We start from the raw sequence: 26,495 nt of genomic DNA on the forward strand, positions 1-26,495 counted from the left end.
ATTACCGGTCCACGTGGGTCTGCAACCAGTACTCCAGCAGGGCGGCGTGCCAGAGCTTGGAGCCCTGGATGCGGGTGAAGTACTGATCGGGCGCATCCAGCAGCTTGTCGATGTAGGCCGGCTGATAGAGGCCCCGCTCGCGCGAGGCGCGCGAGGTGAGGATGTCGCGCATGAACTCGAGGAAATCGCCGCGCACGTACTTCAGTGCCGGCACCGGGAAGTAGCCCTTGGGCCGGTCCAGCACCGCGTCCGGTAGCCGGCCACGAGCGATGCGGCGCAGCACGTCCTTGCCGCCATCGCCCAGCTTCAGATGCGGCGGCATCGCGGCGGCGGTCTCGACCAGCTCGTGGTCCAGGAACGGCACCCGCGCCTCCAGGCCGAAGGCCATGGTCATGTTGTCCACGCGCTTGACCGGGTCGTCCACGATCAGCGTGGTCACGTCCAGCGCCAGCACGGCGTCGATGAAGGAATCCGCGCGGTCGGTCTCCAGTTCGGCGAACTGCTCGCGCAGCCAGTCACCAGTGACGTCGTTCGCCGGCGGGTGACGCAGCATCTCGGCCATCTCCGGATGATCGCGGTCGAAGTAGTGGCGCCGGAAGCGCTCCACCCAGTCGCCATGGCGATCCTCCGCCATCTGCGGATACCAGAAGTAGCCACCGAACACCTCGTCGGCGCCCTGCCCCGACTGCACGACCTTCACATGCTGCGAGACCTGCTCGGACAGCAGGTAGAACGCGACCGCATCCTGGCCGAACATCGGCTCGGCCATGGCACCCACGGCCTCCGGCAGGCGCGCCAGCACCTGATCATTGGGGATCAGCGTGGCCTGATGGTCGGTGGCATAACGCTCGGCGACCGGATCCGAGTATTCGAACTCGGAGCCCTTCTCCTCCGGCTGGTCTTCGAAGCCGACGGTAAAGGTCCGCAGATCCTGCGCACCCTCCTCCATCGCCAGCGCCACCAGCAGCGACGAGTCCAGCCCACCGGAGAGCAGCACGCCGACGGGCACATCGGCCACCTCCAGCCGCTTGCGCACCGCCTGGCGCAGCGAATGCTCGATGCGTTCCTGCCACTCGCCGTCCGATACCGGCTCGGACGGGCGGTGTGCATGCAGCGTCCAGTAGCGCTGCAACCGCTCCTGGCCCCGCGCGTCGATGCTCAGGTAGTGCCCCGGCTCCAGCTTGCGGATGCCGCGCAGCACGGTGCGCGGCGCGGGCACCACCGCGTGCAGCGAGAACAGCATGTGCAGGGCCTCCGCATCCAGCTCGGTGTCCACGTCGCCGGCCGCCAGCAGCGCCTGGGTGTTGGAGGCGAAGCGGATGCCCTCACCGACGCGGGCCAGGTACAGCGGCTTGATGCCCATGCGGTCGCGCGCCAGCAACAGACGCTGGGCGTTGCCATCGAACAGTGCGAACGCGAACATCCCATGCAGTCGGGCGACGATGCCCTCGCCCCACTCGGCGTAGCCGCGCAGGATGACCTCGGTGTCGCCGGTGGAGAAGAAGCGGTGGCCGCGTCCTTCCAGTTCGCTGCGCAGCGCACGGAAGTTGTAGATCGCGCCGTTGAACACCAGCGCAAGCCCGGTCTCCGGATCGAACATCGGCTGGTGCGCGCGCTGCGACAGGTCCAGGATCGACAGCCGCCGGTGGCCGAGGGCGACCCGACCAGAAGCCCACAGGCCGTCGGCATCCGGCCCGCGCTGTTCCAGACAGGGCAGCATGCGCGCGACCGCCTCGCCGCTCGCGCGCCGTTCACCCCAGACGAATTCTCCTGCGATCCCGCACATGATTGGTTCCTTGCTGGTTGGGACTTCTTGGGTTGTGCTTCGTGGCCATCGTCCGACGCGGGCGGGGCTTCGCGGGCGAACCCGCCCCCCAAGCGGCGATCAGGACGATCGCTCGGTTCGAAACGCCTGCTCCAGTGCGTCCATCAGGGACTGACTGGCCGCGCCGGCGCGGTCGCGATCGGCATGTGTAATGTAGAACGGCACCGCATGCCGCGCCCCGGCCTCCAGATTCAGTTCGACCAGGCCTCCCGCGGCAAGATCCTCGGCGATCCGGTCCTCCGGCATCCAGGCGAAGCCGATCCCGGAGCGCAGGATCTCGCAGGCCGTACCCATGTGCGACACCGTCCAGCGCTGGTCCGCCTCCACCCAGCCGCCCTCACCGGAGGCCTGGGCACCCGAGTCCCGCACCACGACCTGGCGGTGCGGCTGCAGATCGCGCCGGGTCAGCGGCGCTTCACCCTGCGCCAGGGGATGCGAAGGGTGCGCCACGCACACCATCGACAACTCGCCCAGGCAGGTCCCGAGATAGCCGGATGGCAGTTCCGGACCCAGCAGGATGTCCACCGCCGCTTCGCGCAGCAGATCCGGCCCACCACTCAGCACCACCTCGTGCAGCTGGATGCGAGTGGCCGGATAGGCCCGCGAGAAGACCTCCAGGGCCCCGATCACCGGCGCCCGCGGCAGGAGCTGATCCACTGCCAACCGGATTTCGGATTCCACCCCGGCGGCCAGCGCACCGGCCAGGGTCTCGATCTCCGCCGCCTCTTCCAGCAGGTGGCCGGCCCGCCGCAACAGCGCCGCGCCGGCCGCGGTGAGCACCGCCTTGCGGCCCTTGATCTCGAAGACGTCCACGCCCAGCTGTTCTTCCAGCTTCTGCACCGCGTGGTTGATGCTCGACGGACTCTTGTGCACCCGTTCCGCAGCACGCGCAAAGCCCCCGGCGTCCACCACCGCCTGCAGCATGCGCCACTGTTCGAGAGTGACGCGGATCAATCTACCCGCTCGCGCTGGTGCCCCGGGTTTCCCGAAACCTGGCGCGGCGCGCCACCGAGCGTGATGCTACCGGCCGGTTTTGGTCTGTCTCGGGTCGCAACACAGGGTCGGGAAACCTGGGGCACCAACCCTACAAACCATTGCATGACACGCCGCGGCCGCGTTTGCCTTCTAACGTTGGGCCCGCTGACGGCGTTGCGCCTCCCTTGTGCAGAGCGAGGGCATGGCGGTCGCTTGCCGGGGCAGCGAGCACCATCGACTCGAGCACGAACGGGACCATTGATGCGCGCACCCCTAGTGTTCCTCGGGGCAGCCGCAGCCCGGATTGTGGGTCCGCGCATGCCATTCCTCGCGCATGCGGGCATAGGCCGCGCCGGTCAGCAGGACCAGGTGTACGGTGGAGGGGTAGATTCGGCCGTCCAGGCGCAGGGTCTCGGTGAGTTCGGGGTCGCGGCCTTCCGGGATGTAGAAGAAGTCCACGCCCTCGCGCAGCTGATGCTTGCGCGCCTTGAACAGACGGAAGGCCGTGCCCTTGGGCACGCCGTTCCATGCATCGACCTGGCGCAGACTCAGGGTCGCATACCCGGCATGGATGATCGGCTCCGGCGTCGGACCGGCCGCGGAACCTTCCTGGCCGTGAAACCGTCCCGCGCTACGAGGGTCTTCAACTGTATCGGTATCCATGCTGGCATTATGCCTGCGCGGACATCCCGGCTCATCAAGGACACCCAATGGAATTTCTTCAGGAATACGGACTTTTCGTCGCCAAGGCCGCCACGGCGGTGATCGCCGGGCTCATTGTGTTGAGTGCGATCGCCGGCCTCGTCGGCCGGTCGCGCGAGGGCAAGCCGGACCGGTTGCACGTCAAACGCCTGAACGATCGTTTCGAGCGGATGGAGAAGACCGTGCGCCGGGCAGTGGAGCGCCGCCGCGGGCGGGTGGAACGCCTGCGCCACTGGGCCGCACGCAAGCTGCCGCGCAAGGGGATTGGGGACTCGACCACCACAACCGAAACCGAACAGACCGACAAGCTCGGTGGCACCCGTTCCGACCGCGAGGCGGATGCCGAACGCCCGCGCGTGTACGTCCTGCGCTTCGACGGTGATATCCGCGCCTCCAACGTCGAGAGCCTGCGCGAGGAGGTCACGGCCATCCTCACCATGGCGCGACCGGAACAGGACCGCGCCATCGTCTGCCTGGAGAGCCCCGGCGGGCTGGTGCCCTCCTACGGGCTCGCGGCCGCCCAACTGGCACGCCTGCGCGAAGCCGGGCTGGACCTGACCGTGGCGGTGGACCGCGTCGCCGCCAGCGGCGGCTACATGATGGCGGCGGTCGGTCACCGCATTGTCGCCGCGCCATTCGCGGTGCTCGGCTCGATTGGCGTGGTCGCCCAGATCCCCAACTTTCACCGCTGGTTGTCGCGCAACGATATCGACATCGAACTGCTCACCGCGGGCGAGTACAAGCGCACCCTGACCATGCTGGGCGAGAACACCGACGAGGGGCGCAAGAAATTCCGCGAACAACTCGAAGAGGCCCACGAGCTGTTCAAGACCTTCCTCGCCCGCTACCGCCCGCAACTGGACCTGGAGCAGGTCGCCACCGGGGAACACTGGTACGGCGAACAGGCCCGCGAGATGGGCCTGGCCGACGAACTGCGCACCAGCGACGATCTGTTACTGGAGCTGACCCGCGAGGCGGACTTATTCGAGCTGATCTACCATCGTCCGCAAACCCTGGGCCGGCGCATCACCTTTGCGATGGAATCCATCCTCGAGCGCGTTTTGCGCAGCCAGGGGCCGGAAACCCGGATGTAAAGTCCACTTGCCGGGGAACGCTTTGGCGGGCGAGAACGTCAATCCCACACGCACTACTGCAACAATCGGAGTCCCCCATGAAACGAAACAACCGCCCACTGACCCGTCTTCTGCTGATCCTGCTGGCCGCCGCCAGCCTCCTGGCCACGCCGCTTGTGGCCGGCGCGGACGACAACCTGCCCTGGGGCTCGGCCGAAAAGATGGACCGGCAGTACGAGCCCCGCAAGGTGGTCTACGACGTGTATACCAGCAGCCCCAGCGAACTGGAGGGCGTACTGGACCGTGTGAGCATGCTGAACAACATCTACGAGGCGGACCCGTTCGAATCGCACATCGTCCTGGTGCTGCACGGTGCCGAGGTCCCGTATTTCACTCGCGACGAGTTCGGCGAGCACGAGGAACTGATGCGCCGCGCCCGCTCGCTCACCCAGGCCGGCAATATCGAGTTCCGCATGTGCGAGGCCTCGGCGCGCCTGCGCGGCATCGACGTGGAAGACGTGCATGGTTTCGTGAACGTAGTACCGATGGCCGATGCCGAGATCATCGAACTACAGCACGAAGGCTATCTGCTGATGCAGTAATCCTCGAGCGGTGTTCGGCCACCCAGGGCCGAACACCGCACACGGGCGTCGTCCCACGACCCGATCACGCTTCCGCCGACCGGTCGCTGAAAATTCTGCATGGGTCGCCTACCTTTTCCGGACGTGATGACGAAACCACCCGGTCGATCGTCGCCACCCGCTCGACGCACCCATTACTGCACGAGGACGTTGTCATGAAGAAGACGCTACTGACCGCTCTGTTGCCCCTGGCCCTGATCGCGACCCCGGCGCTGGCCGCCGACGTACCCGGGATGATCGCCAAGGCCAGCCCGCATTCCGCCTCCGAGACCCTGGATCGGCTGGAGAATGCCCTGGCAGCCAACGACATCGGCGTCGCCCTGCGCTGGGACCACGCCGCCAAGGCGGACGGCGTGGATATCGAACTCGGCCCGACCGAACTCCTGATGTTCGGCAACCCGGCGCTCGGCAGCCACTTGTTCACCAGCCAGCAGACCGCCGGCATCGACCTGCCGATGAAGGCGCTGGCGTGGACCGACGCAGGCGGCCAGACCTGGCTCGCCTACAACGATCCGGAATGGATGGCCGAGCGCCACGGCATCGACGACCGCGATGACATCCTCGATACCATGAGCAACGCGCTGGACAACCTGACCAACGCGGCAATCGCCGAGGACTGAGCACCTGCTCGATCCCCGCCGCACGGGCGCAGCCCCGCTGAGGTTCACTCGCGCCGGGCGGGCGATTGGTTATAGTGAGGCTTCCATCCTTTCCGGGAGCCGACGTGGATCGCCCGTCCCCTTCCAGCCAGACCTCACCCCACATCCGCGACCGGCCCATCCTCGGCTGGCGCGAATGGGTCGGCCTGCCCGACCTCGGCATCCCCGCGATCAAGTGCAAGGTCGATACCGGAGCCCGCAGTTCCGCGCTGCATACCTTCCAGATCGAACCCTTCACACGTGATGACCACGAGTGGGTGCGCTTCGGCATTCACCCCCACCAGCATGATAGCGAGACCGAAATGTGGTGCGAGGCACCGGTGCTGGATGTCCGCAAGGTGACGGATTCCGGCGGGCACACCGGGGAGCGCTACTTCATCGCCACCCGGGTGCAACTCGGTGCCGTAGTACTGCCAGTTGAACTCTCCCTGACCAGCCGCGATACCATGCTCTTTCGCATGCTGCTCGGCCGCGAGGCCATGCGCGGTCGCTTTCTTGTCGATCCCCAGGCCTCGTTTGTCGCCAGCCACCGACCGCAAATCCCTACAGCCCAGCAGGCGCCTGAATGAAACTCGGCATCCTTTCGCGCAACAGCAAACTCTATTCCACCCGACGCCTGGTCGAGGCGGCCGAACAGCGCGGCCACGAGGTCCGTGTGGTGGATCCGTTGCGCTGCTACATGAACATCACCGCGCACAGCCCGCAGATCCACTACAAGGGCGACATCCTCGACCAGTTCAACGCGGTCATCCCGCGGATCGGGGCATCGATCACCTTCTACGGGACCGCCATCCTGCGCCAGTTCGAGATGATGAACGTCTACCCGTTGAACGAGTCGGTGGCCATCTCGCGTTCGCGCGACAAACTGCGCAGCCTGCAGTTGCTCTCGCGCCGCGGCATCGGCCTGCCGGTGACCGGGTTTGCCCACTCGCCGGACGACATCGATGACCTGCTGGCGACCGTGGGCGGCGCGCCCTGCGTGATCAAGCTGCTGGAAGGCACGCAGGGGCTGGGCGTGGTGCTCGCCGAGACCAAGCAGGCGGCCGAGAGCGTGATCCAGGCCTTCATGGGCCTGAAGCAGCACATCCTGGTGCAGGAGTACATCCAGGAGGCCAAGGGCTCGGATATCCGCTGCTTCGTGATCGGCGACAAGGTGGTCGCAGCAATGAAGCGCCAGGCCAAGGACGGCGAGTTCCGCTCCAACCTGCACCGCGGCGGCAGCGCCTCCCTGTGCCGCATCACCCCGGAAGAACGTGCCACCGCGGTACGCGCGGCCAAGGTCATGGGCCTGAACGTCTGTGGCGTGGATCTGCTGCGCTCCAACCATGGCGCGGTGGTGATGGAGGTGAACTCCTCGCCCGGCCTGGAGGGCATCGAGAATGCCTCGGGCAAGGACGTGGCGGGCATGATCATCGAGTTCATCGAGAAGAACGCCAAGCCCAACCGGACGAAGACCAAAGGGAGCGGCTAGTGTCCTCGAGTCGCAAGGCTACACGTCACTCGCAGCGGGTGGACCGCACGCAAGAGCGACCCGCGCGTGCGTATGCACATTGTTCGGTGGCTCCCTGATGCCCGGCATACCCCGGTCGCTGCGCAACAAGCCGATCACCATTGGTGGCACCACCGTCCGCCCCGGCGAGCGGCGCACGGTGGAGCTGGAACTGGGAGCGCTGTACACCCACACCCCGACCAACATGCCGGTACAGGTGCTGTGCGGTCGGCGCAAAGGGCCCGTGCTGTTTGTCAGCGCCGCCATCCACGGCGACGAGATCAACGGCGTCGAGATCATCCGCCGCCTGCTGAAAGTCCCGGCCCTGCGGCGCATAAAGGGAAGCCTGATTGCCATCCCTGTGGTCAACATGCACGGCTTCATCAACCAGAGCCGCTACCTGCCCGACCGGCGTGACCTGAACCGCTGTTTCCCCGGCTCGCAGAAGGGCTCACTGGGGGCTCGCGTTGCGCGCCTGTTCATGCGCGAAATCGTGCAGAACAGTACCCATGGCATCGACCTGCACACCGGCGCCATCCACCGCTCCAACCTGCCGCAGATCCGCGCCAACCTCGATCACGCCGAGACCCTCGATCTGGCGCGCGCCTTCGGGGCCCCGGTGATTCTCAACTCGGCCCTGCGCGACGGCTCCCTGCGCGAGGCCGCCGCGGAACGGGAAGTCCCCATCCTGCTGTACGAGGCCGGCGAGGCCCTGCGCTTCGACGAGCTCTCCATCCGCGGCGGGGTGCACGGCATCATCGAGGTGATGCGCCATCTGGGCATGCTGCCGGCCGTACGCCGGCGCCCGCGCAAGGAACCCATCATGGCGCGCACCAGCGGCTGGGTCCGCGCGCCCCAAAGCGGCATCCTGCGCACCTTCGTGCGCCACGGGGACCGCGTGGTCCGCGACCAGACCCGCCTGGCGATCATCTCCGACCCGTTTGGCGAAACCGAGACCGAGATCCTCGCCCCGGCCTCCGGCATCATCATTGGTCAGCTCAACCTGCCCCTGATCAACGAAGGGGACGCACTGTTCCACATTGCCCAGTTCAACCGTACGGACCTCGCCGTGGAACGCCTGGAGACCTTTCAGGAAAACCTGGAGGCCAGCGACTACCCCTACGCCGATCAGCAGCGGCTCGAGACACCCTGAAGGAGACGCTGAGGGACACGCCGGGGCGCGGCTCTTGCGCCGGCTATCCGGCTCAGTGGCCGATGTCCTCGTGCCACAGCTCGGGGTGCGTCTCGATAAACGAACGCATCAGTTCGCGGCAGCCCGGGTCCTGGACTACGTCCACCTGGATGCCGTGACCGCGTAACCACGCCTCCTCCCCCAGGAACGACTCGTTCTCCCCGATCACCACTCGCGGAATGCCGTAGAGGACGATCGCGCCGCTACACATCGCGCAGGGCGAGAGCGTGGTGTAGAGCGTGCATTCACGATACACCTGCGCCGACTGCCGGCCGGCCTTCTCCAGCGCATCCATCTCCGCATGCAGGATCGCGCTGCCCTGCTGCACTCGCCGGTTGTGCCCGCGCCCAATCACCTCGCCCCGGTGCACCAGCACCGACCCGATCGGGATCCCCGCCTCGCCCAGCCCCGTACGCGCTTCGTCGAGCGCCATCTCCAGAAACGGATCCATCGTCGTCACCCAGTTGTCGCAACGAACTCAGGCTGACGGTAGACGATGTGGCATTGCAAGATCGATCCGACCCACGCGTGAGACGCTGATGGAGCGGACGTCAGATGTGGGCGCTGAACTGGCCCCGCCGCGGCTGGCCGAGCAGATGGAGGAAATCCGTTTCGCGCAGCCGGACGAGCGACTCGTGATCGCCAGCCTCGAAATACACGTTGCGCGGTTCCAGCATACTGTCATCAAGCAGGGTTTCCAGCCCGTAAGCGGCACCCAGAGCGGGGATTGCGCCGCGTTCGCAGTCAGCAAAGACGCTGGCCACCTCGTCCTCGGTAGCCAGGCCCACGTGCTCGCCCAACAACCGGTGCAACTGCCCCAGTTTTACGCGGCGCGTGGCCGGCACGACGGCCAATCGGTACTGTCCATCCTCCTCGACCAGCAACACCGCCTTGGCCACGGCGTCGCCCGGGACATGGGCCGCCTCGGCCGTGCGGCTGGCCGAATTCGAATGCGGATGGGGCACCAGCTGGTAGGTCACCGCATGTTCGTCCAGAAAGTTGTTCAGGGTCCTGGGGATACTCATGGCGCACCCTCCGCAGTGTCTTCCTTCGACTATAGACCCCATCGGGATCGCCCACGTCTGCACGGATCGAGCAGGTCGGTACAATCAGGCACATGACTGCCTTTTCCGTACTCGACCTGGCCCCGATCACCGCTGACCGGGACGCCACCCACGCCTTGCACAACACCCTCGATCTTGCGCAACACGCCGAGGCCCTCGGCTTCCAGCGCTACTGGCTGGCGGAACACCACAACATGCCCGGCATCGCCAGCGCAGCCACGGCGGTGGTGATCGGCCAGGTGGCAGCCGCCACACAGCGCATTCGGGTGGGTGCCGGCGGCATCATGCTGCCCAACCACGCCCCGCTGGTGGTCGCCGAACAGTTCGGCACCCTGAACGCGCTGTACCCGGGCCGCATCGACCTCGGGCTGGGGCGCGCACCCGGCACCGACCCGACCACCGCGCGCGCCCTGCGCCGGGCCCCGGATATCGACCCGGACCAGTTCCCACGTGACGTCGCCGAGGTCCTGAGCTATTTCGACGACCCCCAGCCGGACCAGGTGATCCGCGCCATCCCCGGCGCCGGCCAGCACGTGCCCGTCTGGATCCTCGGTTCCAGCCTGTTCGGTGCCCAGCTGGCCGCGCAGATGGGCCTGCCGTATGCGTTTGCCTCGCACTTCGCCCCCGGGCATTTGATGAACGCACTGGAGCTGTACCGCAGCCAGTTCCGGCCTTCCGCATGGCTGGAGCGCCCCTATGCGATGCTCGGCTACAACGTGTATGCCGCCGACAGCGACGCCGCGGCGCGGACCCTGGCCAGTTCCATGGAACAGGCCTTTGTCAGCCTGCGGCGGGGTCGGCCCGAACCGATCCAGCCGCCCATCGAGGGCTACCGCGAACGCCTCGACCGCGCCGAACGCGCGATCGTCGAACAGACCATGGCCTGTTCCGCGATCGGCGCGCCGGATACGGTCGAAGAGGAGATCCGCCGGTTTCTCGAGCAGACCGGCGCCGACGAGCTGATCGTGACCACCTCCACCTTCGACCATGCGGCGCGCCGGCGCTCGCTGGAACTGACCGCGGAGGTGCGCGACCGCATCGCTAGATAAGCACGGGTCGCCGGTTCACCTGACCGGAATGCGTACCCTATGCTTGAGACAAGGGCCGTAGTAGCCGAGACCATTCAGCACGGGAGAGACACATGCGCGTCAAGGTTCGCGGCGTCACCATCGAATGCACCATGGGCGACATCGCCGCCCAGCGCGACATGGACGCGGTCGTCAATGCCGCCAACGCCTGGCTGCGGCCCGGCGGCGGCGTGGCCGGGGCCATCCACCGCGCTGCGGGGCCCGGCCTGGAGCGTGAATGCCAGCCGCTGGCCCCAATCGAGCCCGGCCAGGCCGTACTGACCGATGCCCACAACCTGCCCAATCGCTTCGTGATCCACTGCCTGGGACCGGTCTACGGGCACGACGAACCGGCCAGCCGGTTGCTGGCTGCCTGCTATCGCAACGCCCTCACCCGCGCCGAAGAGGCCGGGGCCTACAGCATCGCATTTCCCGCGCTGTCCACCGGGGCCTTCGGCTACCCCGTCGAGGAAGCCGCGCGCATCGCCCTGGAAACCGTGATCGCCGCCACCCCCAGACTGGATGCCGTCGGCCATGTCCGCTTCGTGCTGCACACCAAGGGTGATCACGACATCCACGTCCGGATCCTGGAGGAACTGACCGCATGATCGCGGCCGGGCGCAGCGCAACCCCAAGCGACGATGGCCTGGCGCTCTTCACCGACTTCTACGAGCTCTCCATGCTCCAGGCCTATTTCGAAGAAGGCCTGTACGAGGCAGCGGTCTTCAGCCTGTTCGTACGCCGCCTGCCGCAACGGCGCAACTATCTCCTGGCCTGCGGACTCGATACGGTGCTGGAACAACTCGAAGGCCTCCGTTTCGAGCCGTCGGATCTCGACTACCTGGCCGGCCTCGACCGCTTCTCCGAACGGTTCCTGCGCTGGCTGGAGGCTTTCCGCTTCACCGGTACGGTCCGCGCCATGCCCGAGGGCACCCCGGTCTTCGCCAACGAGCCCATCCTCGAGGTCACCGCGCCACTCCCCGAGGCCCAGCTGATCGAGACCCTGGTGATGAACCAGATTCATCTGCAAACGGTGCAGGCCAGCAAGGCCGCCCGCCTGGTGGCCACGGCCGACGGGCGGCCGGTGGTCGATTTCGGGGCGCGCCGCATGCACGGGCTGGATGCTGCCTTGAAGGGTGCACGCGCCTTCCATATCGCGGGCGTCGCCAGCACCTCCAATGTACTGGCAGGCAAGCAGTACGGCGTACCGGTGAGTGGCACCATGGCCCACAGCTACATCCAGGCGCACCATGACGAAGCCGAGGCCTTCGGCGCCTTTGCCCGTCTCTATCCGGAAACGGTGCTGCTGGTCGATACCTACGACACCCTCGAAGGGGTGCGCCGGGTCATCGAGCTGAGCGGTGAGCTGGGCGATGACTTCCGCGTACACGCCGTCCGCCTCGACTCCGGCGACCTGGGAGAACTGGCCCGCCAGGCACGGCGGATGCTGGATGAAGCAGGCCTGCAACAGGTCGGGATCTTCGCCAGCGGCGGGCTCGACGAACACCGGATTGCCGAGCTACTGGCACACGGCGCACCGATCGATGCCTTCGGGGTCGGCACCAGCATGGGCATTGCCCCCGATGCCCCCGACCTGGACATTGCCTACAAGCTGGCCGAATACGCCGGCGAAGGGCGTCTCAAGCTCTCCAGCGGAAAGCCCATCCTGCCCGGTGCCAAGCAGATCTATCGCCGCCGGGAAGGCAACCGGTTCGCGGGCGACACCATCGGGCGCCAGGACGAGAGCCAGCCCGGGGAGCCGCTGCTGCAGCCCGTGATGCGTGACGGCCAGCGCCTGCCGGGCCATTCCCGTGACCTGGATACACTGCGCGAATATGCCCGGGCGCAGCTGGAACAACTGCCCCCCGGGATCCGCGCCATCGAGCCCGCCGAAACGCCGTATCCCGTAGCCATCAGTCCCGCGCTGCAGGCACACCAGGATGCAGTGACCCGCACCATCCAGGCCCGCTACGCCGCATCGGGTCGAACGTCCGAAACTGGAGACGGAGACCACTCAAATGACTGACGATCCGCGCAATCACCTGCAAGCCGGCGACGCCCTGCTGGTGATCCACGTACAGAACGACTTCTGCCCCGGCGGCGCGCTGGCTATCGAGCACGGGGATACCGTGATCCCGGTACTCAACCGCTGGCTGGAGGCGGCCGCCGCGCTGGATATTCCGGTGTATGCCTCGCGCGACTGGCACCCAGCCGGGCATGCGAGCTTCGTGGAACAAGGCGGGCCCTGGCCCCCGCACTGCCTGCAAGATTCGCCCGGGGCCCGCTTCCACGCGGACCTGGCCCTGCCGGCCGGCACCGTCAAGGTCACCACGGGGGTACGCTTCGACCAGGACCAGTACTCCGCCTTCGACCAGACCGGGCTGGCGGGCGAACTGCGCAACCGGGGTATAAAACGCATCTGGATGGGCGGACTGGCCCTGGACGTATGCGTTGCGGCGACCGCTTTGGGCGCACGCGAGGAAGGATTTGACGTTCACCTGATCCCGTATGCCTCGCTGCCGATTTCGCCGCAGGGCGGCACGGAGGCGCGCGCGAAGATGAAGGCAGCGGGCGTGGAGATCGCCGAGCATGGCTGAACCCGGCAAGATGCCCGTGCAGTTGATCTCGGTCGAGGAGGTGGTCAGCGCCGCCGACGACCTGGCACGCCAAATACGGGCCAGCGACTTTCGGCCGGACACGATCGTGGCCATCGCCCGCGGCGGATTCATGCCGGCGCGCTTTTTGTGCGACTTCCTCCACGTGCACAAGCTGCTCAGCCTGAAGGTCGAACACTACACCTCGGGGGCCCGTGAAAAACAGCGAGCGGCGGTGACGGTCCCGCTGGCCGGGGATGTGCGCGGTGAACAGGTCCTGCTGGTGGACGACGTCAACGACTCCGGCGACACCCTGGTGGCCGCCCGCCCCCATCTGGAGGGCTTCGATCCGGCCGCCGTGCGCACCGCCGTGCTGCATGAAAAGGCCAGCACCCAGTGCCCCGCCGATTTCCACAGTCAGGCCGTGCAGGAGTGGCGCTGGATCCTCTACCCCTGGGCCGTCATCGAGGACGTCGGCCAGTTCACCCGCGAGATGGACCCGCCCCCGACCACCGCCACCGAGCTGCGCACGCGTCTGCAGCAGGACTACGGCCTCGAGCTCGACGCGACCCAGTTGGACCGCGTAATCCGCTATAACGACCTGCCCTTTTCCGCGTAGGACGACGCGGACCGGGATCCGCCCGGGTTGGCAATCGGGTTCGGGGAACGGATGATATGGACCCGGCCCGGTCACCCCGGGTCACGAAACCCGATCCGACCCAACGGGCCCTTCCACCCGGCCCACCAACCTGGCATCGAGACTGCCCATGTCGTATCTCAAGGATTTCCCCAACCCGGAAGGCTACTTCGGCGAATTCGGCGGCGCCTTCCTGCCGCCGGAGCTGGAACCGCATTTCGCCGAGATCAACCACGCCTATCGGACCCTGGCGCGCTCCGGCGATTTCCTGAACGAACTTCGCTACATCCGCAAGCACTATCAGGGGCGCCCGACGCCGGTGTACTACGCCCATAACCTGAGCCGTTCGGTGGGCGCGCATATCTATCTCAAGCGCGAAGACCTGAACCACTCCGGCGCGCACAAGCTGAACCACTGCATGGGCGAGGCGTTGCTGGCCAAGCACATGGGCAAACGCAAGCTGATCGCCGAGACCGGGGCCGGCCAGCACGGCGTGGCGCTGGCCACTGCGGCGGCCTACTTCGGCATGGAATGCGAGATCCACATGGGCGAGATCGACATCGCCAAGGAAGCACCCAACGTGACCCGCATGAAGCTGATGGGGGCCCAGGTAGTGCCCGTCTCCTTCGGCGGTCGCTCGCTGAAGGAGGCCGTGGATTCCGCCTTCCAGTCCTACCTGTCGCAGGCAGACGAGGCCCTGTTCGCGATCGGTTCCGTGGTCGGGCCGCACCCGTTTCCGCTGATGGTGCGCAACTTCCAGTCGGTGGTGGGCATCGAAGCCCGCGAACAGTACCTGGAGATGAGTGGTGGCGAGCTGCCGGATCACGTGGTCGCCTGCGTCGGCGGCGGGTCCAACGCCATGGGCATGTTCGCCGGCTTCATCGAGGACGCCCAGGTGCAACTCAACGGCGTGGAGCCGCTGGGGCGCGGCACCCAGCTCGGCGAGCACTCCGCCACCATGACCTACGGCAAGCCGGGCATGATCCACGGCTTCAAGTGCATGCTGCTGGCCGACGCGGAGGGCAACCCGGCCCCGGTCCACTCCATCGCCTCCGGGCTGGACTATCCCGGCGTCGGCCCCGAGCACTCCTACCTCAAGACCACCCAGCGCGTCGCCTACCACGCCATCAACGACGACGCGGCCCTCGATGCCTTCTACCAGCTCTCGCGCACCGAGGGCATCATCCCGGCCCTGGAAAGCGCCCATGCGGTGGCCTGGGCCATGAAGCACGGCCGCGAGAACCCGGGCACGACGATCCTGGCCAACCTCTCCGGTCGTGGCGACAAGGACATCGACTACGTCGCCCGCGAGTTCGGACACGGATAGCCCGCCTCGCCAATACGGCTCGAAGGCGGCGCTGCGGGAACTTCAGGCCAGGTTGCGCCGGTCTCAGTCTTGTTGACCACGGGCGGAGGCCTCGCGATGGCAGGCGGATGGGCAAAAGACGGTGCGGAGCAGGAGCAGATCGACAACACGGTCGAGGACGCCCTGCAACGGGTGCGCAGCCAGATTCCCACCGGGGAAGGTCTGAAAGAATGCGAGGAATGCGGGGCGCCGATTCCCGAAGGCCGGCGCCAGGCCCTGCCGGGCGTGCGCCTGTGCCTGGGCTGCCAGGAGGCGGAGGACGCGGCACAGCAGGCCACCAGCCCCTACAACCGGCGGGCCTCCAAGGACAGCCAGCTTCGTTGAGCTCGCCCTAGAGGTACTTCATCCGGCCCCGGATGGACTCCAGATCGGATGCGACGTCCTTAAGGGTCGCGCCAGCGTCGTCACTGCCAACCACGAGCCCCTTGCCGGAAACCGGGATCACGCTGTCGATCTGAAAGCGCCCGGTGGTTCCGCGCAGGAAACACTCTTCGTCGAAGAACAGGCGATCACCATCCGGCCCGATCTCGTCGGACTCGAGCGTGTCGTACCCGATCAGCCGGGCGATGTCGTCACGTCCTTCGACGTCCACGGCTTCGATCGTCTGCTGCTCCGGATCAATCAACAAGGCCTTCATGCGGTTCCCCTCTGCACGGGTGGTTCATCGTCGGTACCACGGTAAAGGTCCGGCGGCCGCGCGGCCACCGCACACGTACTCCGCATGCACCTATACTCTCTGGAGATGATCGCGCGGAGGCTTTTCCGTGACCCATACGGCGTATATCTCGCATCCCGACTGCCTGCTGCACGACTCGGGGCCCCACCACCCGGAACGGGCCGACCGCCTGCACGCCGTTCGCAACGCCCTGCTCGACGAAGGCCTGATGGAAGGCCTGCACCTTCTGGATGCCCCGCCAGCCACCGATGCGCAGCTCCAGCGGGTGCACACCCCGGCACACGTCGCCCGCATTCGCGCCAACGCCCCCGCCCTAGGACATCACGCGCTGCTGGACCCGGACACGGCCATGGGCGAACACTCGCTACAGGCCGCCCTGCGCGCCGCCGGGGCCGGCATCGAGGGCGTGCGGGCCGTCATGGAGGAGGACGTGGACAATGCCTTCTGCGCCATCCGTCCGCCCGGCCATCATGCCGAACGCGATCGCGCGATGGGCTTTTGCCTGTTCAACAACATCGCGGTGGCCGCTGCGCATGCCCTGGAGCACTACGCGCTGTCGCGCGTGGCCATCGCCGATTTCGACGTGCACCACGGAAACGGCACCGAGGACATCTTCCGGGATGATCCCCGAGTGCTCTACTGCTCCAGCTTTCAGCACCCGTTCTACCCGGACACGCCGCGAGCCGAACGGGACCATCTGATACATACCCCGCTTGCCGCCGGCACGACCGGGGCGCAATTCCGCGCGGCGGTCCGCCACGACTGGTTGCCGGCACTGGAACAGTTCCGCCCCCAACTGGTGCTCGTCTCGGCCGGCTTCGACGCGCATCAGGACGACGCCCTCGCGGGCCTGAACCTCGACGCGGACGACTTTTCGTGGATCACCCACGAACTCACCCGCATCGCCGCGCGGTATGCCGGCGCGCGTCTGGTCTCGATGCTGGAAGGCGGCTACGCCCTCCCGGCCCTGGGTCGAAGTGCGGCGGCCCATGTGCGCGCGCTTTGTGAGGCCCCGCGCCGCTAGGGAAACACTGATCAGTGTTTTCTTACGCCGGCCCAACAAGAACCGGCCGCGGCCTTTGCAATCCGCCGATTGCCGGTCTTTACTCAACGAGATTGCCACCGCGGCAGTTGGTGTGGCCGCCATACAAGACCAAGAAGCGAGGAGAAGACGGTGAGCGAGAATCCGCACGATCTCGAAGAGCAGAAAAAGGAACTGGAAGCGGAATACGACACCGAGCACGAGATCGGTGATCAGAACATCAACCCGCTTGGGCTGGACCTGCACAATCCGGTCTTCGTCACCAGCGCCCTGTTGATTGTCGTATTCGTCATCCTGTCCCTGGTCTTTCCGGAACAGGCGAACGAGCACCTCGACAACACACGTCAGTGGATCGGCCGCACCTTCGACTGGCTGTTCCTGTCGGCCGGCAACATCTTTGTCCTGTTCTGCCTGGCCCTCATCGTCCTGCCCATCGGGCGCATCCGCATCGGTGGCCAGGACGCCAAGCCGGAATTCTCGGTCATTTCCTGGTTTTCGATGCTGTTCGCCGCGGGCATGGGCATCGGCCTGATGTTCTGGAGCGTGGCCGAGCCGGTGGGCTACTTCACCGAGTGGTTCGGCACGCCGCTGGGGATCGAAGGCGGGACCGAGGAATCCCGGCAGGCGGCGCTCGGGGCGACCATGTATCACTGGGGCCTGCATCCCTGGGCGATCTACGCGGTCGTCGGCCTGGCGCTCGCGTTCTTTGCCTACAACAAGGGCCTGCCACTGACTATCCGTTCGGCGTTCTATCCGATCCTCGGTGAGCGCATCTGGGGCCCGATCGGCCACGTGATCGACACCCTCGCCGTGCTCGCCACCATGTTCGGTCTGGCCACCTCGCTGGGCCTCGGCGCGCAGCAGGCCGCCTCAGGCATGGAGTTCCTGTTCGGCATCGATTCCGGACTGAACACCCAGGTCGCCATCATCATCGGCGTGACCATCATCGCTCTGCTGTCGATCATGCGCGGCATCCACGGCGGGGTGAAGGTGCTCAGCAACATCAACCTGGTGTTCGCCGCACTGCTGTTGCTGTTCGTGATGGTGGCCGGGGGCGTCCTCGCATTCCTCTCCAACATCGGCACCACGGTCACCGGGTATGTGCAGTACTTCATCCCGCTCAGCAACCCGGTTGGGCGCGAGGACGAGACCTTCTACCACGCCTGGACCATCTTCTTCTGGGCCTGGTGGATCTCCTGGTCGCCGTTCGTCGGCATGTTCATCGCCCGCGTGTCCCGCGGCCGCACGGTACGCCAGTTCGTCACCGCCGTACTGCTGGTGCCGACCCTGGTCACCGTGGTCTGGATGAGCGCCTTCGGGGGTTCCGGCCTGGCCCAGGCGCGGGACGGCATCGGGGCCCTGGCAGACGGCATCTCCGACTCCTCCCTGGCCCTGTTCCAGATGCTGGAGCACCTGCCGTTCACCGCCATCACCTCGTTCCTGGCGATCGCCCTGGTGCTGGTGTTCTTCATCACCTCCTCGGACTCGGGCTCCCTGGTGATCGACTCCATCACCTCGGGCGGCAAGACCGACGCCCCGCAATCCCAGCGCCTGTTCTGGGCCACCACCGAGGGCGTGGTTGCGGGGGTCCTGCTGGCGGTTGGCGGTGCGGCGGCCCTCAATGCATTGCAGGCGGGGGCGGTGAGCACCGGCCTGCCATTCGTCATCGTGCTGCTGCTGATGTGCGTCAGCCTGATGAAGGGACTGTTCCACGAACTGGCCCTGATCCGCATCGAGGAAGCCAAGACCTGACGCCGGCCCCCGTCTGGATGGCCACCACAGGCCATCCAGCCTCCCCACCCGGCCCCCGCGCCCGCCGGTCTCGGCGCCGCGGGGGTCGTTCCGTTCGGGACAACCACCCCCGGAATCGGGCATCCTCTCGCGGATGAGTCCACACGCCCCGGCCCAACACCCATGAGCCTCCGTCAAGCGGTCGCGCGACACCCGCTGCTGGCCGGGCTGGCCTTTCAGGCCGCGCTGATCCCGCTCGCCCTGATCCTGGCCCGGGTGGCCGGCATCCCGCTCGACGAGCGAATCGACTGGAGCCTGGAGGCCGCCGCGCTGGGCATCCTTGCCGTTTTGCCCATGCTGATGCTGCTCGGCACGCTCGCGATCAGCGGCTGGGAGCCCTACCGCGCACTGGCCGACCAGGTGCGCGATTTCGTGCACCAGCTCTTTCGCCACGCCCTGCCTGGCGCCGTACTGCTAATCGCCATCCTCGCCGGCGTGGGCGAGGAACTGCTGGTGCGGGGCGTGCTGCAGGGCTGGCTGACCGAACGCTGGTCACCCGAGTGGGCCATCGTCGCCGCGGCGATCGTGTTTGGACTCGCCCATTCGATCAGCCGCCTGTACTTCGTGTTCGCCACCGTTATCGGGCTCTACCTCGGGCTGCTCTATCACCTGACCGGCAACCTGCTGGTGGTGATCGTCACCCATGCCCTGTACGACTGGATCGTCATCCACTGGTACCTGCGTTCGCGCGATGCCGGCAGGCGCGGCGCATGATCACCCAGGGATCCCCCACGAAGAACGGGCCCGACAAGCCCCGCCTTGCCCCTGCTGGATGACCATCCACGGGCGGGGGGCGACGTGACCGACTGCCTGACCCGGGAGCACGCGACAGGCTTCCGGACGGCGGGAGCGATGCGCTGACGCGCCGCAACGAGGACGAGGTGGGCGCGTTCAGCACACGCCCGGGCCAAGGCCCGAACGCGTCTGGTGCATGAATTGCGCCAGGCGCGCCGGCCGCCCGAGGTAAAACCCCTGCACCAGGTCACAGCCCAGAGCGCGCAGGCGCTCGAGGGTTTCCTGATCTTCCACTCCCTCGGCCACCACGCTCAAGCCCATCTTCTGGCCGAGCCCGATCATGGATTCCACGATGCGCTGGTGCGGCCGGCTGGACACCAGTTCGTGGACAAAGGTCATGTCGATCTTGAGCTCGTCCAGCGGCATGCGCAGCAGCCGCTCCATCGACGAATAGCCAATACCGAAATCATCCATGGACACCCGCAAGCCCAGGTCCTTCATACCGTGCAGGGCCGCACGCGCCTCGGCGTCGTGGCTCTCCATCATCGCGGTTTCGGTCAGCTCCACCGTGACGCTCTCCGCCGGCACCTGCCAGACCTCCAGTGACTGCGCCACCAGATCCACCACCTCCCGTTCCTGCAGGTCATCGGCAGAAAAGTTCACCGAGATCCCCGCGTCCAGTCCGGCCTGGCGATACTCGGCACACTGGCGCAGGGCTGTGTTGAAGACCCAGTGCGTCAGCCGGGGCATCAGGTCCGTTCCCTCCGCCGCCCGCACCATGGTGTCCGGACGGATCGCACCGTACTGCGGGTGATCCCAGCGCAACAGGGCTTCCACCGACTGCACGCAGCCCGATGCCAGCGCGACCTGTGGCTGATACTCGAGGTGCAGGCTTCCCTCCTCGATGGCCTGCCCCAGCTGGGACCACAGATCCACGCCCTCCAGCATGGTTGCCGCCGCCTCCGGGGCATACAGGCGCAGGCGCGCCCGAGCCCGCCGCGCCTGCCGAACTGCAGCATAGGCGTGAGCCAGCAACTCCTGCGGGGCAGCCATCCGGGGGCCCGCCAGAGCCAGCCCGGCACGCGGCCAAAGCAGCACCTGCCGCTCGCCACAGGCAAACGGTTCACTCAACACCCGCAGCATCTTGTGGGCCGCCAGCTCGGCGAACCCACTCCCGGCCACGGCCGGCTGCACACAGGTGATCTGATGGCGTCCAGTGATACCGACCAGGCCGTCCGCCAGGGCGCGGGCCAGCGCCTGACCCGCGTTCCGGATCAGCTCGTCTCCCGCGGCATACCCCAGGGCCGCGTCCACGTCCCTTAGCCCCTCCAGTTCGATGACGGTCACGGCTGCTTGCGCCCCGGCCTCCTGCGGGCACGGGGAAACCCCATCCAGGGCACGGAGAAAATCTTGATAATCCAACAGCTTCGACATCGGCAGAGTTCCGGCGGCTACGCCCATGCGGCGAAATCAGTAGATGCGGATCCCATGTACGGAATGCGCACCTACTCAAAGATAATAGCGCGCCGGATCGACCCCGTAGGCACCCGCCGGAAGGTCGCGCAGGATCTGCCGCCGCGCCCCCTCGGACTCCGGCGCGTGCGACCCCAGATCCAGCTCCCACGGGTCGGGATACGGCATATGGGACGGATCGAGGATGCGCATCACCCGGGGCATGAAGCGCTGCGTACGGCGGTGACTCAGCACGATCGCGACCTCGCCGTTATCCAGCTCCACCAGGCTGCCCACGGGAAACAGCCCCACGCAGTGGGTGAACTGATCCACGAGCGCCGAATTCAGCCCCCAGCGCGCGTTCTCCCGCAGTTCCTTCAGGGCCTCGAAGGGGGTCCCGGCCAGGCCGCCCTCCGTCAGCATCTCCTCGTAGGAATCCACGATCGCCGCCATGCGCGCATAGGCACTGATCTGGTTGGCCACCAGACCCCGTGGGTAGCCACGCCCGTCCTCGCGTTCGTGGTGCTGGGCGACAATGTCGCGCACGCCCTCCGGGATCCCGTGGGAGCATTGCAGAATGGTCTCGCCATATTCCACGTGCCGCTGAATCTCGCGCCGCTGATCCGGGGACAGCCGCGTGCGGCGCCCCAGGAGCGTCGGCGGCATCTGCATCTTGCCGATATCCATCAGCAGCCCCCCCAGCCCGAGGATCGACAATTCGGCTCGATCCAGCCCCATGTGCCGGCCCAGCGCCAGAAGATGGATCGCGACATTGAGCGAGTGGGCGTACAGCACGTCGTCCGAGTGGCTCAGCCTGGCCAGCAGCAGCAGGGCGTCCGGGTTGCGCTCCACGCTCTCGCGCAACGCCTCGGACGCCTCCCGGGCCGCCGACAGAGGTACCCCGGGATTGCGCTCCATGCCGGCACGGATCTGCTCCAGAACACGCCCGACAATCGCCTGAGCCTCCTTTGCCGCCGGGAGCTCCTGCTCCACCGAGCAGTGATCGCGATAGACCGTCATGCCGCGGAACTGGGCGGCCTCGGCCCGGCTCGAGGCCGTCGCGGCAGCCCGTGCGGATCCCGCGGCCGGTGGCAGCCGGCTCAGCGACTCCGGCGCGCTCTTATCCAGATCAACGAACACATGCACACAATGGCGAGCGAGCTCGTCGATATCGTCCTGCGAGCGAATCCGCACCCCCTCGACCAGATAGGGCGTCTCCAGCCACGGACGATCGAGCCGGCTGACGTACATACCAACCTGCAGATCGGAAACCGGGATCTCCTGCTGTAACAGTCCCCAGGGCATACCACTGTTGTCCAACTGTCGCATCTGGCCGCCATAATGTTCGACCAGCTTTGCATCATCTCCACCTTAGCGCCACTTATCGAGGGGAAACAGCGATTGAGTGCAGAATCCGTTAGTCGTTCGCAAAAGCCGGCATCCGCCGGTCCCATCCGGCGGACTGAGGGGGAGCGATCGACACTGTGCAGACCGCCTTCACCCGCGCGCGTGCGCGGGTGAAGGCGGCGTCAATCGCGCGCCTGCCGAATGGCCAGAGCCATCTGATTGCGAACGGCCTTCAGGGCCCGCAGGACCGTCGGTTCCACGGCGGCGCCTTCCGGCAATTCCAGATACAGCAGCCCGATACAACGATCGCGCACCGCCAGCGGCAGCAGCAGAAAACTGCGCGCGTCCAGGGCCTGGCGGAACTCGTCGGGGATATAACGGCTGATCGAGGCCTCGTGGCTGTCGGTGATGACCAGGTCCTTCTTCTGTTCCAGGGCCAGCGACAGAATGTCGCCCTTGCCCGCAAGCGTGAGTCGCAGCCGTCCGGACAGCGTCTCGGCATCCTTTCCGAAGGCGGTATGCGCCACCAGCACCCGATGCTCGCGATCGGCGAGCATCAGCATTACCCGGCGCAGACCGAGTGTCTGGTACAGGGTCTCGAGCGTTGCCTGCATCAAGGTGTTCAGCTCGAACTCGCCCACCATGCTGTCCAGCATGTCGGTCAGGGTCTCCATCAGTGCCGCGGCCTGTGCGTCAGGATCGGCGGTGGCGGCCGCCGCCGCTTCGCCGCTCCCCCCCGCGGGCTCGATATCCGCCGCGTCGCTGTCATCGATCTGCACACCCAGATTCGCCTTCAGCCGGTTCAGCGGCTCGCGGCCCTCCGGCGGCAGCTTGACCACCGTCAGGAAGTGATCCATGTGCTCGCGCCCGGACTTGATGGCCCGCTGCATGCCGCGGGCATCCACGCCCAGGGCACGTTCGTAGCGCTTGCGCAGATCGGTGAGCAAGGCGCCCTGCTGGTCGCGATCCGCCTGGGTAATGCATTGCCCCATCTCCGACGCCAGGGTGACGATGCGGTGCAGGCGCTGGTCGGCATCCCGCGCTGCCGGCAGCGTGCCCGAGGGAGCCCGTTCCACCGACGTAACGATCTCGCGCGGGAAGTTCCAGTCCTCCAGCACGCTGCGCGCCAGGGCCTCGTAGGAGATCCCGAGGACCTGACGGGCGGCACTGCCCTCGCTCGTACCCTGACCCACACGAATGCGGATTTCGTCCGCCTCCTCCGGCAGGTAGTACAACACCAGCATGCGGCCGATATCGTGGAACAGCGCACAGACAAAGGCCTGCTCGCTCTCCACCCCGCCGACCTGTTCCGCCAGGTCGCGCGCCAGCATGGCGCTGAACAGGGTGCCGACCAGCGCCTCCATCAGGCGTCCGGAATGACGCCCGCCCTTGAGGTTTTCGAACAGCACCAGCCCGAGCGCCGCCGTGCGCACCTGCTCGAAGCCCAGCAGCACGATCGCGCGCGAAACGGTGCGGATATTGCCGCCAAAGTTGCTGTAAAAGGGTGAATTCGCCAGCCGAAGCAGCTTCTGCGTGGTGGCGTAGTCCTTCAGCACGGCATTCGACAGCTCGGCCACCGAGCGCTTCATCGTGTCGTCGGAACACTGGGTAATCTCGCGGATGTGGCTGGAGATGCCGGGGAAATCAGGCTTGCGTCGGATCCGCCGCAGGATGAAGTCCTGCGATCCGTCGCCCGTCTGGCCTTCGCCCTCGACGGCCACCACCAGCGCCTCGCGAAACTCGCGGGCCGATGCGAAACGCTCGGCGGGATCCGGGCGGGTGGCCCGAAGTACCAGGGCGTCGAAGCGTTCGTCGCCATTGCCGGTGCGACCGGAGGGTGGCTCCAGCGCCCCCGCCTGCATCGCCTGCCGGATCGCCGCGGGGCTATCACCGGCAAACGCGCGCTCGCCCGTCAGCATCTCGAAGAACAAGGCCCCCAGGGAGAACACGTCGGACCCTTCGGTCGCGGCCTCGTTCGCCAGCCGTTCCGGCGCCAGATAGTAGGGTGTATCCGGCAGGTGGCTCTCGCCGCGCGCGGCCACGTCAGGCAGCGCCATGCCCAGCCCGGTGATGCGCGCATGTCCCTCGGGGTTCACGGTCACGTTCGCCGGCTGCAGGGCCCCGTGCAGGATGCCCTGCTCGTGCGCCGCAGCCGCCGCATCCAGCAGCTCGCGCATCAGGGCCAGGGCGCGATCGATCGGCAAGGGTCCGCGCGCCAGGATCTGCTCCAGGGTCTCGCCCTCGACGTACTCGAACACCAGATAGACGCCCTCGGCGTAGTCCCCCGCCTCGAAGATTGGAGCGATGTTCGGGTGCCGAAAGCGGCTTAACCGGCGGGCGTCTTCAAGCAATGCCTGGCGGGTCGAAGCGTCCGCCGCGACGTTGGTCAGCGTCCGAATCGCGACCTGCCGATCCAGCAGCGGGTCGTGCGCGACATAGAGCCCGTCGCGGGCACTCGTACCCAGCGTCCGCGTGATCCGGAAGCGTTCGATCTCGGGCACGGCCATGCGGTCAACCACCGGCCACCCCCCGATTCCCCATGCCCACGTTATCGACCCGAGCGATTGTCAGCCCCACCATGTACGGATCCATCCGTCTTCTCCCTGTATTTCAGCGGGGCCCACCCCGGCCCCCGACCGACCCTCCGAGGAGGGCCTCCATCTCAATCAGCTGGGTCGCGCGCGTGTTCCTTGAGGATGTCCAGCGGGATCACCGCCAGGGTCTCCTCGTGCGTCGCGCGCAGGAAGACCCCGGGCGCCGCCCCCGCCCGGTAGGCCTCCAGCCAGCGCGCGGCGCACAGGCACCAGCGATCCCCGGCCTCCAGGCCGGGGAAGCCGAATTCCGGAACCGGCGTGATCAGATCATTCCCGCGTGCCAGGGAGAAATCGAGAAACTCGCGGGTGAGCTCGGCGCACACGGTATGCATGCCCTGGTCGTCGTAGCCGGTGGCACAACGGCCGTCGCGATAAAAACCGGTGACCGGCCCGCGACTACAGGGCTCCAGGGCCCCGCCAAACACGTTCTTCGAGGGAAATGGCTGCATTGAGGGAATCTCCGTCTGCTATTCCTACAGGATAACGGAGACCCGGCCTCCCAACGCGAGCGTTTACTCCGTCCGGGGGAATTCAGTCGGCGTCCGGCCAGCCCCATTCGTCCAGAAACGCGCGCAGGTTCTCGGGCTGGTAGTCGACATCCTTCCGGTAGCGTTCCAGGGCACTCGGATGCACCTCGGTCGGGTAACCCGACTGGTACAACGGACGCCGATAGCGCCGTCGCAGGCGATAGATGTGCCGCCGCGAGCGGTGCAGCGACGCCAGCGGGTCGGGGCGCAGGTTATCCGGCAGATGCCTCTCCACTTGCAGCCCGGCCATCCGGGCTTGCTCGATCATCCACGCCAGCGGGGCCTCTGACGCGAGACGCCCCTCGGCATCCGGGGCGTAGCCGCCGCCCACGTCGGCATGCACGCCACTGAACCACAGCTGCTTCAGATCCAGCCCCGGGCGCGGATCCCACAGGGTGGGCTCAAAGTCGGCTCGTGTCTCGTCGATCGCCATGGCATGGCGGGCGATGCGCACGTTGGGCCCCAGCTTGGTGTCGTAGAACTCGTCCGTACGATCGAACATTCCCAGCAAAGAGAACGGGATTCCCAACGCGCCGACCGTATCCCAGACGCCAACAAAGCGGATCTCCCGCGAGGGATGTGCATGTTTCGCGCGAAAGGTACGCGAGGCTTCGCCCTCGGGCGCATGGCTGGCGCCGGTGTTCTTGTAGTGCCGAAAGGCCTGCTCGATCAACCGTGCATCCGGGCGCTTCAGGACCCCGCAGTTGTTGATCAAGCCGCACAGGCTGCGAACGGTGTACGCCCCGCGGCTGAAACCGAACAGGAATATCTCGCTGCCGGGGGCGTAGTTCTGCACGATGTAGCGATAGGCATCCTGGATGTTCTTGTGGATGCCACGCCCGGTCACGCCACCCGAGATCTTTGCGTAGTACGCCCCCACGCCCCAGTCGTAGTAGACCTGCTGCGGGTCCCCCATGGCATCGGCGGGCGCAATGGCCCGCGCCAGGCGCAGGACATTGGTCGGCACGTCCGACTCGACGTCCTCCTCCGGGCGATTCCAGGTTCCGTCCGCACAGATCACGATCCGTCGTGTCATTCGCTGGTCTC

Annotated in this window: 27 protein-coding genes; 16 read left to right on the forward strand and 11 right to left on the reverse strand. The window is 66.8% G+C overall.

Annotation, left to right across the window (positions count from 1 at the left end; all coding sequences use genetic code 11):
• Window position 1: 1 nt before the first annotated feature.
• The 3 genes from D575_RS0101745 to D575_RS0101755 all read right to left on the reverse strand — a co-directional run bounded on the left by D575_RS0101745 (window position 2) and on the right by D575_RS0101755 (window position 3,463).
• Window positions 2-1,786 carry an N-acetylglutaminylglutamine amidotransferase gene (locus D575_RS0101745; protein WP_018144188.1) on the reverse strand — a complete coding sequence of 595 codons (1,785 nt, stop codon included), beginning with the start codon at window positions 1,784-1,786 and terminating at the stop codon, window positions 2-4.
• A gap of 99 nt (window positions 1,787-1,885) precedes the next feature.
• On the reverse strand, window positions 1,886-2,779 hold the full coding sequence (locus D575_RS0101750) for a LysR family transcriptional regulator (RefSeq protein WP_255346784.1): 894 nt from the start codon (window positions 2,777-2,779) through the stop codon (window positions 1,886-1,888).
• A gap of 294 nt (window positions 2,780-3,073) precedes the next feature.
• Window positions 3,074-3,463, reverse strand: a complete 390-nt coding sequence (locus tag D575_RS0101755) for a hypothetical protein (protein WP_018144190.1) — start codon at window positions 3,461-3,463, stop codon at window positions 3,074-3,076.
• Between the two features lie 47 nt (window positions 3,464-3,510).
• Between D575_RS0101755 and sohB the strand changes: the two genes are divergently transcribed.
• The 6 genes from sohB to D575_RS0101785 all read left to right on the forward strand — a co-directional run bounded on the left by sohB (window position 3,511) and on the right by D575_RS0101785 (window position 8,517).
• On the forward strand, window positions 3,511-4,596 hold the full coding sequence (gene sohB, locus D575_RS0101760) for a protease SohB (protein ID WP_018144191.1): 1,086 nt from the start codon (window positions 3,511-3,513) through the stop codon (window positions 4,594-4,596).
• A gap of 77 nt (window positions 4,597-4,673) precedes the next feature.
• On the forward strand, window positions 4,674-5,177 hold the full coding sequence (locus tag D575_RS0101765; RefSeq protein ID WP_018144192.1) for a DsrE family protein: 504 nt from the start codon (window positions 4,674-4,676) through the stop codon (window positions 5,175-5,177).
• 194 nt (window positions 5,178-5,371) lie between these two features.
• Entirely contained in the window at window positions 5,372-5,836 is a 465-nt protein-coding gene (locus D575_RS0101770; protein WP_018144193.1) for a DUF302 domain-containing protein, read from the forward strand.
• Window positions 5,837-5,940: 104 nt separating this feature from the next.
• Window positions 5,941-6,444 (forward strand): ATP-dependent zinc protease, encoded by a 504-nt coding sequence (locus tag D575_RS0101775; RefSeq protein ID WP_018144194.1) that lies wholly within the window; start codon window positions 5,941-5,943, stop codon window positions 6,442-6,444.
• Window positions 6,441-7,346: a 30S ribosomal protein S6--L-glutamate ligase gene (rimK, locus tag D575_RS0101780; protein WP_018144195.1), complete on the forward strand. Its 906-nt coding sequence runs from the start codon at window positions 6,441-6,443 to the stop codon at window positions 7,344-7,346. The genes D575_RS0101775 and rimK overlap by 4 nt, the downstream gene beginning before the upstream one ends.
• A gap of 97 nt (window positions 7,347-7,443) precedes the next feature.
• Complete coding sequence (locus D575_RS0101785) at window positions 7,444-8,517, forward strand: succinylglutamate desuccinylase/aspartoacylase family protein (protein WP_038031894.1); 1,074 nt, start codon at window positions 7,444-7,446, stop codon at window positions 8,515-8,517.
• Between the two features lie 52 nt (window positions 8,518-8,569).
• On the opposite strand, the gene D575_RS0101790 is transcribed toward D575_RS0101785, so the two are convergent.
• Both D575_RS0101790 and D575_RS0101795 read right to left on the reverse strand, forming a co-directional pair.
• Entirely contained in the window at window positions 8,570-9,007 is a 438-nt protein-coding gene (locus D575_RS0101790; RefSeq protein ID WP_018144197.1) for a nucleoside deaminase, read from the reverse strand.
• Window positions 9,008-9,107: 100 nt separating this feature from the next.
• Window positions 9,108-9,581, reverse strand: a complete 474-nt coding sequence (locus D575_RS0101795) for an aminoacyl-tRNA deacylase (RefSeq protein WP_018144198.1) — start codon at window positions 9,579-9,581, stop codon at window positions 9,108-9,110.
• Window positions 9,582-9,673: 92 nt separating this feature from the next.
• On the opposite strand from D575_RS0101795, the gene D575_RS0101800 reads away from it, so the two are divergent.
• The 7 genes from D575_RS0101800 (at window position 9,674) to D575_RS0101830 (ending at window position 15,608) form a co-directional block, all read left to right on the forward strand.
• The gene (locus D575_RS0101800; RefSeq protein ID WP_018144199.1) at window positions 9,674-10,669 is read left to right on the forward strand and encodes an LLM class flavin-dependent oxidoreductase; all 996 of its coding nucleotides are present in this window, start codon (window positions 9,674-9,676) and stop codon (window positions 10,667-10,669) included.
• A gap of 92 nt (window positions 10,670-10,761) precedes the next feature.
• Window positions 10,762-11,295 (forward strand): macro domain-containing protein, encoded by a 534-nt coding sequence (locus tag D575_RS0101805; RefSeq protein WP_018144200.1) that lies wholly within the window; start codon window positions 10,762-10,764, stop codon window positions 11,293-11,295.
• Window positions 11,292-12,713 carry a nicotinate phosphoribosyltransferase gene (locus tag D575_RS0101810; RefSeq protein WP_018144201.1) on the forward strand — a complete coding sequence of 474 codons (1,422 nt, stop codon included), beginning with the start codon at window positions 11,292-11,294 and terminating at the stop codon, window positions 12,711-12,713. The genes D575_RS0101805 and D575_RS0101810 overlap by 4 nt, the downstream gene beginning before the upstream one ends.
• Window positions 12,706-13,284, forward strand: coding sequence for an isochorismatase family protein (locus D575_RS0101815; RefSeq protein ID WP_018144202.1), 579 nt, complete (start codon window positions 12,706-12,708; stop codon window positions 13,282-13,284). The genes D575_RS0101810 and D575_RS0101815 overlap by 8 nt, the downstream gene beginning before the upstream one ends.
• Complete coding sequence (locus D575_RS0101820) at window positions 13,277-13,900, forward strand: phosphoribosyltransferase (protein ID WP_018144203.1); 624 nt, start codon at window positions 13,277-13,279, stop codon at window positions 13,898-13,900. Before D575_RS0101815 ends, D575_RS0101820 begins: the two co-directional genes overlap by 8 nt.
• Before the next feature lie 148 nt (window positions 13,901-14,048).
• Window positions 14,049-15,245: a tryptophan synthase subunit beta gene (gene trpB / locus D575_RS0101825; RefSeq protein WP_018144204.1), complete on the forward strand. Its 1,197-nt coding sequence runs from the start codon at window positions 14,049-14,051 to the stop codon at window positions 15,243-15,245.
• A gap of 96 nt (window positions 15,246-15,341) precedes the next feature.
• Window positions 15,342-15,608, forward strand: a complete 267-nt coding sequence (locus D575_RS0101830) for a DksA/TraR family C4-type zinc finger protein (RefSeq protein ID WP_018144205.1) — start codon at window positions 15,342-15,344, stop codon at window positions 15,606-15,608.
• A gap of 7 nt (window positions 15,609-15,615) precedes the next feature.
• Here the strand turns inward: D575_RS0101830 and D575_RS0101835 are convergent, their stop codons facing one another.
• A complete protein-coding gene (locus tag D575_RS0101835) occupies window positions 15,616-15,921 on the reverse strand; it encodes a hypothetical protein (protein WP_018144206.1) in 306 nt (101 codons plus the stop codon).
• Between the two features lie 127 nt (window positions 15,922-16,048).
• Between D575_RS0101835 and D575_RS0101840 the strand changes: the two genes are divergently transcribed.
• From D575_RS0101840 to D575_RS0101850, 3 genes are all read left to right on the forward strand, one after another.
• The gene (locus D575_RS0101840) at window positions 16,049-16,984 is read left to right on the forward strand and encodes a histone deacetylase family protein (protein ID WP_018144207.1); all 936 of its coding nucleotides are present in this window, start codon (window positions 16,049-16,051) and stop codon (window positions 16,982-16,984) included.
• Between the two features lie 150 nt (window positions 16,985-17,134).
• Window positions 17,135-18,754, forward strand: coding sequence for a BCCT family transporter (locus D575_RS0101845; RefSeq protein WP_018144208.1), 1,620 nt, complete (start codon window positions 17,135-17,137; stop codon window positions 18,752-18,754).
• A 162-nt stretch (window positions 18,755-18,916) separates the two neighbouring features.
• Window positions 18,917-19,507: a CPBP family intramembrane glutamic endopeptidase gene (locus tag D575_RS0101850; RefSeq protein ID WP_018144209.1), complete on the forward strand. Its 591-nt coding sequence runs from the start codon at window positions 18,917-18,919 to the stop codon at window positions 19,505-19,507.
• Between the two features lie 177 nt (window positions 19,508-19,684).
• Here the strand turns inward: D575_RS0101850 and D575_RS0101855 are convergent, their stop codons facing one another.
• The 5 genes from D575_RS0101855 to D575_RS0101875 form a co-directional block, all read right to left on the reverse strand.
• The gene (locus D575_RS0101855) at window positions 19,685-20,962 is read right to left on the reverse strand and encodes an EAL domain-containing protein (protein WP_018144210.1); all 1,278 of its coding nucleotides are present in this window, start codon (window positions 20,960-20,962) and stop codon (window positions 19,685-19,687) included.
• A 75-nt stretch (window positions 20,963-21,037) separates the two neighbouring features.
• The gene (locus D575_RS0101860) at window positions 21,038-22,285 is read right to left on the reverse strand and encodes an HD-GYP domain-containing protein (RefSeq protein ID WP_051069914.1); all 1,248 of its coding nucleotides are present in this window, start codon (window positions 22,283-22,285) and stop codon (window positions 21,038-21,040) included.
• Window positions 22,286-22,509: 224 nt separating this feature from the next.
• A complete protein-coding gene (locus tag D575_RS0101865; protein ID WP_018144212.1) occupies window positions 22,510-24,834 on the reverse strand; it encodes an HDOD domain-containing protein in 2,325 nt (774 codons plus the stop codon).
• Window positions 24,835-24,989: 155 nt separating this feature from the next.
• Window positions 24,990-25,370 (reverse strand): DUF2237 family protein, encoded by a 381-nt coding sequence (locus tag D575_RS0101870; RefSeq protein WP_018144213.1) that lies wholly within the window; start codon window positions 25,368-25,370, stop codon window positions 24,990-24,992.
• A gap of 82 nt (window positions 25,371-25,452) precedes the next feature.
• Window positions 25,453-26,484 (reverse strand): DUF2235 domain-containing protein, encoded by a 1,032-nt coding sequence (locus tag D575_RS0101875; RefSeq protein WP_018144214.1) that lies wholly within the window; start codon window positions 26,482-26,484, stop codon window positions 25,453-25,455.
• Between the last annotated feature and the right edge of the window lie 11 nt (window positions 26,485-26,495).

Source organism: Thioalkalivibrio sp. AKL6 (assembly GCF_000376905.1).
Taxonomy (GTDB): domain Bacteria; phylum Pseudomonadota; class Gammaproteobacteria; order Ectothiorhodospirales; family Ectothiorhodospiraceae; genus Thioalkalivibrio; species Thioalkalivibrio versutus.

Bases quoted from the DNA above. Each gene is read 5' to 3' on its own strand.
- D575_RS0101745 (WP_018144188.1), bottom strand. From the start codon at position 1,786: ATGTGCGGGATCGCAGGAGAATTCGTCTGGGGTGAACGGCGCGCGAGC.
- D575_RS0101755 (WP_018144190.1), bottom strand. From the start codon at position 3,463: ATGGATACCGATACAGTTGAAGACCCTCGTAGCGCGGGACGGTTTCAC.
- sohB (WP_018144191.1), top strand. From the start codon at position 3,511: ATGGAATTTCTTCAGGAATACGGACTTTTCGTCGCCAAGGCCGCCACG.
- D575_RS0101765 (WP_018144192.1), top strand. From the start codon at position 4,674: ATGAAACGAAACAACCGCCCACTGACCCGTCTTCTGCTGATCCTGCTG.
- D575_RS0101770 (WP_018144193.1), top strand. From the start codon at position 5,372: ATGAAGAAGACGCTACTGACCGCTCTGTTGCCCCTGGCCCTGATCGCG.
- rimK (WP_018144195.1), top strand. From the start codon at position 6,441: ATGAAACTCGGCATCCTTTCGCGCAACAGCAAACTCTATTCCACCCGA.
- D575_RS0101785 (WP_038031894.1), top strand. From the start codon at position 7,444: ATGCCCGGCATACCCCGGTCGCTGCGCAACAAGCCGATCACCATTGGT.
- D575_RS0101790 (WP_018144197.1), bottom strand. From the start codon at position 9,007: ATGGATCCGTTTCTGGAGATGGCGCTCGACGAAGCGCGTACGGGGCTG.
- D575_RS0101795 (WP_018144198.1), bottom strand. From the start codon at position 9,581: ATGAGTATCCCCAGGACCCTGAACAACTTTCTGGACGAACATGCGGTG.
- D575_RS0101800 (WP_018144199.1), top strand. From the start codon at position 9,674: ATGACTGCCTTTTCCGTACTCGACCTGGCCCCGATCACCGCTGACCGG.
- D575_RS0101805 (WP_018144200.1), top strand. From the start codon at position 10,762: ATGCGCGTCAAGGTTCGCGGCGTCACCATCGAATGCACCATGGGCGAC.
- D575_RS0101810 (WP_018144201.1), top strand. From the start codon at position 11,292: ATGATCGCGGCCGGGCGCAGCGCAACCCCAAGCGACGATGGCCTGGCG.
- D575_RS0101815 (WP_018144202.1), top strand. From the start codon at position 12,706: ATGACTGACGATCCGCGCAATCACCTGCAAGCCGGCGACGCCCTGCTG.
- D575_RS0101820 (WP_018144203.1), top strand. From the start codon at position 13,277: ATGGCTGAACCCGGCAAGATGCCCGTGCAGTTGATCTCGGTCGAGGAG.
- trpB (WP_018144204.1), top strand. From the start codon at position 14,049: ATGTCGTATCTCAAGGATTTCCCCAACCCGGAAGGCTACTTCGGCGAA.
- D575_RS0101830 (WP_018144205.1), top strand. From the start codon at position 15,342: ATGGCAGGCGGATGGGCAAAAGACGGTGCGGAGCAGGAGCAGATCGAC.
- D575_RS0101835 (WP_018144206.1), bottom strand. From the start codon at position 15,921: ATGAAGGCCTTGTTGATTGATCCGGAGCAGCAGACGATCGAAGCCGTG.
- D575_RS0101850 (WP_018144209.1), top strand. From the start codon at position 18,917: ATGAGCCTCCGTCAAGCGGTCGCGCGACACCCGCTGCTGGCCGGGCTG.
- D575_RS0101855 (WP_018144210.1), bottom strand. From the start codon at position 20,962: ATGTCGAAGCTGTTGGATTATCAAGATTTTCTCCGTGCCCTGGATGGG.
- D575_RS0101860 (WP_051069914.1), bottom strand. From the start codon at position 22,285: ATGCCCTGGGGACTGTTACAGCAGGAGATCCCGGTTTCCGATCTGCAG.
- D575_RS0101865 (WP_018144212.1), bottom strand. From the start codon at position 24,834: ATGGCCGTGCCCGAGATCGAACGCTTCCGGATCACGCGGACGCTGGGT.
- D575_RS0101870 (WP_018144213.1), bottom strand. From the start codon at position 25,370: ATGCAGCCATTTCCCTCGAAGAACGTGTTTGGCGGGGCCCTGGAGCCC.
- D575_RS0101875 (WP_018144214.1), bottom strand. From the start codon at position 26,484: ATGACACGACGGATCGTGATCTGTGCGGACGGAACCTGGAATCGCCCG.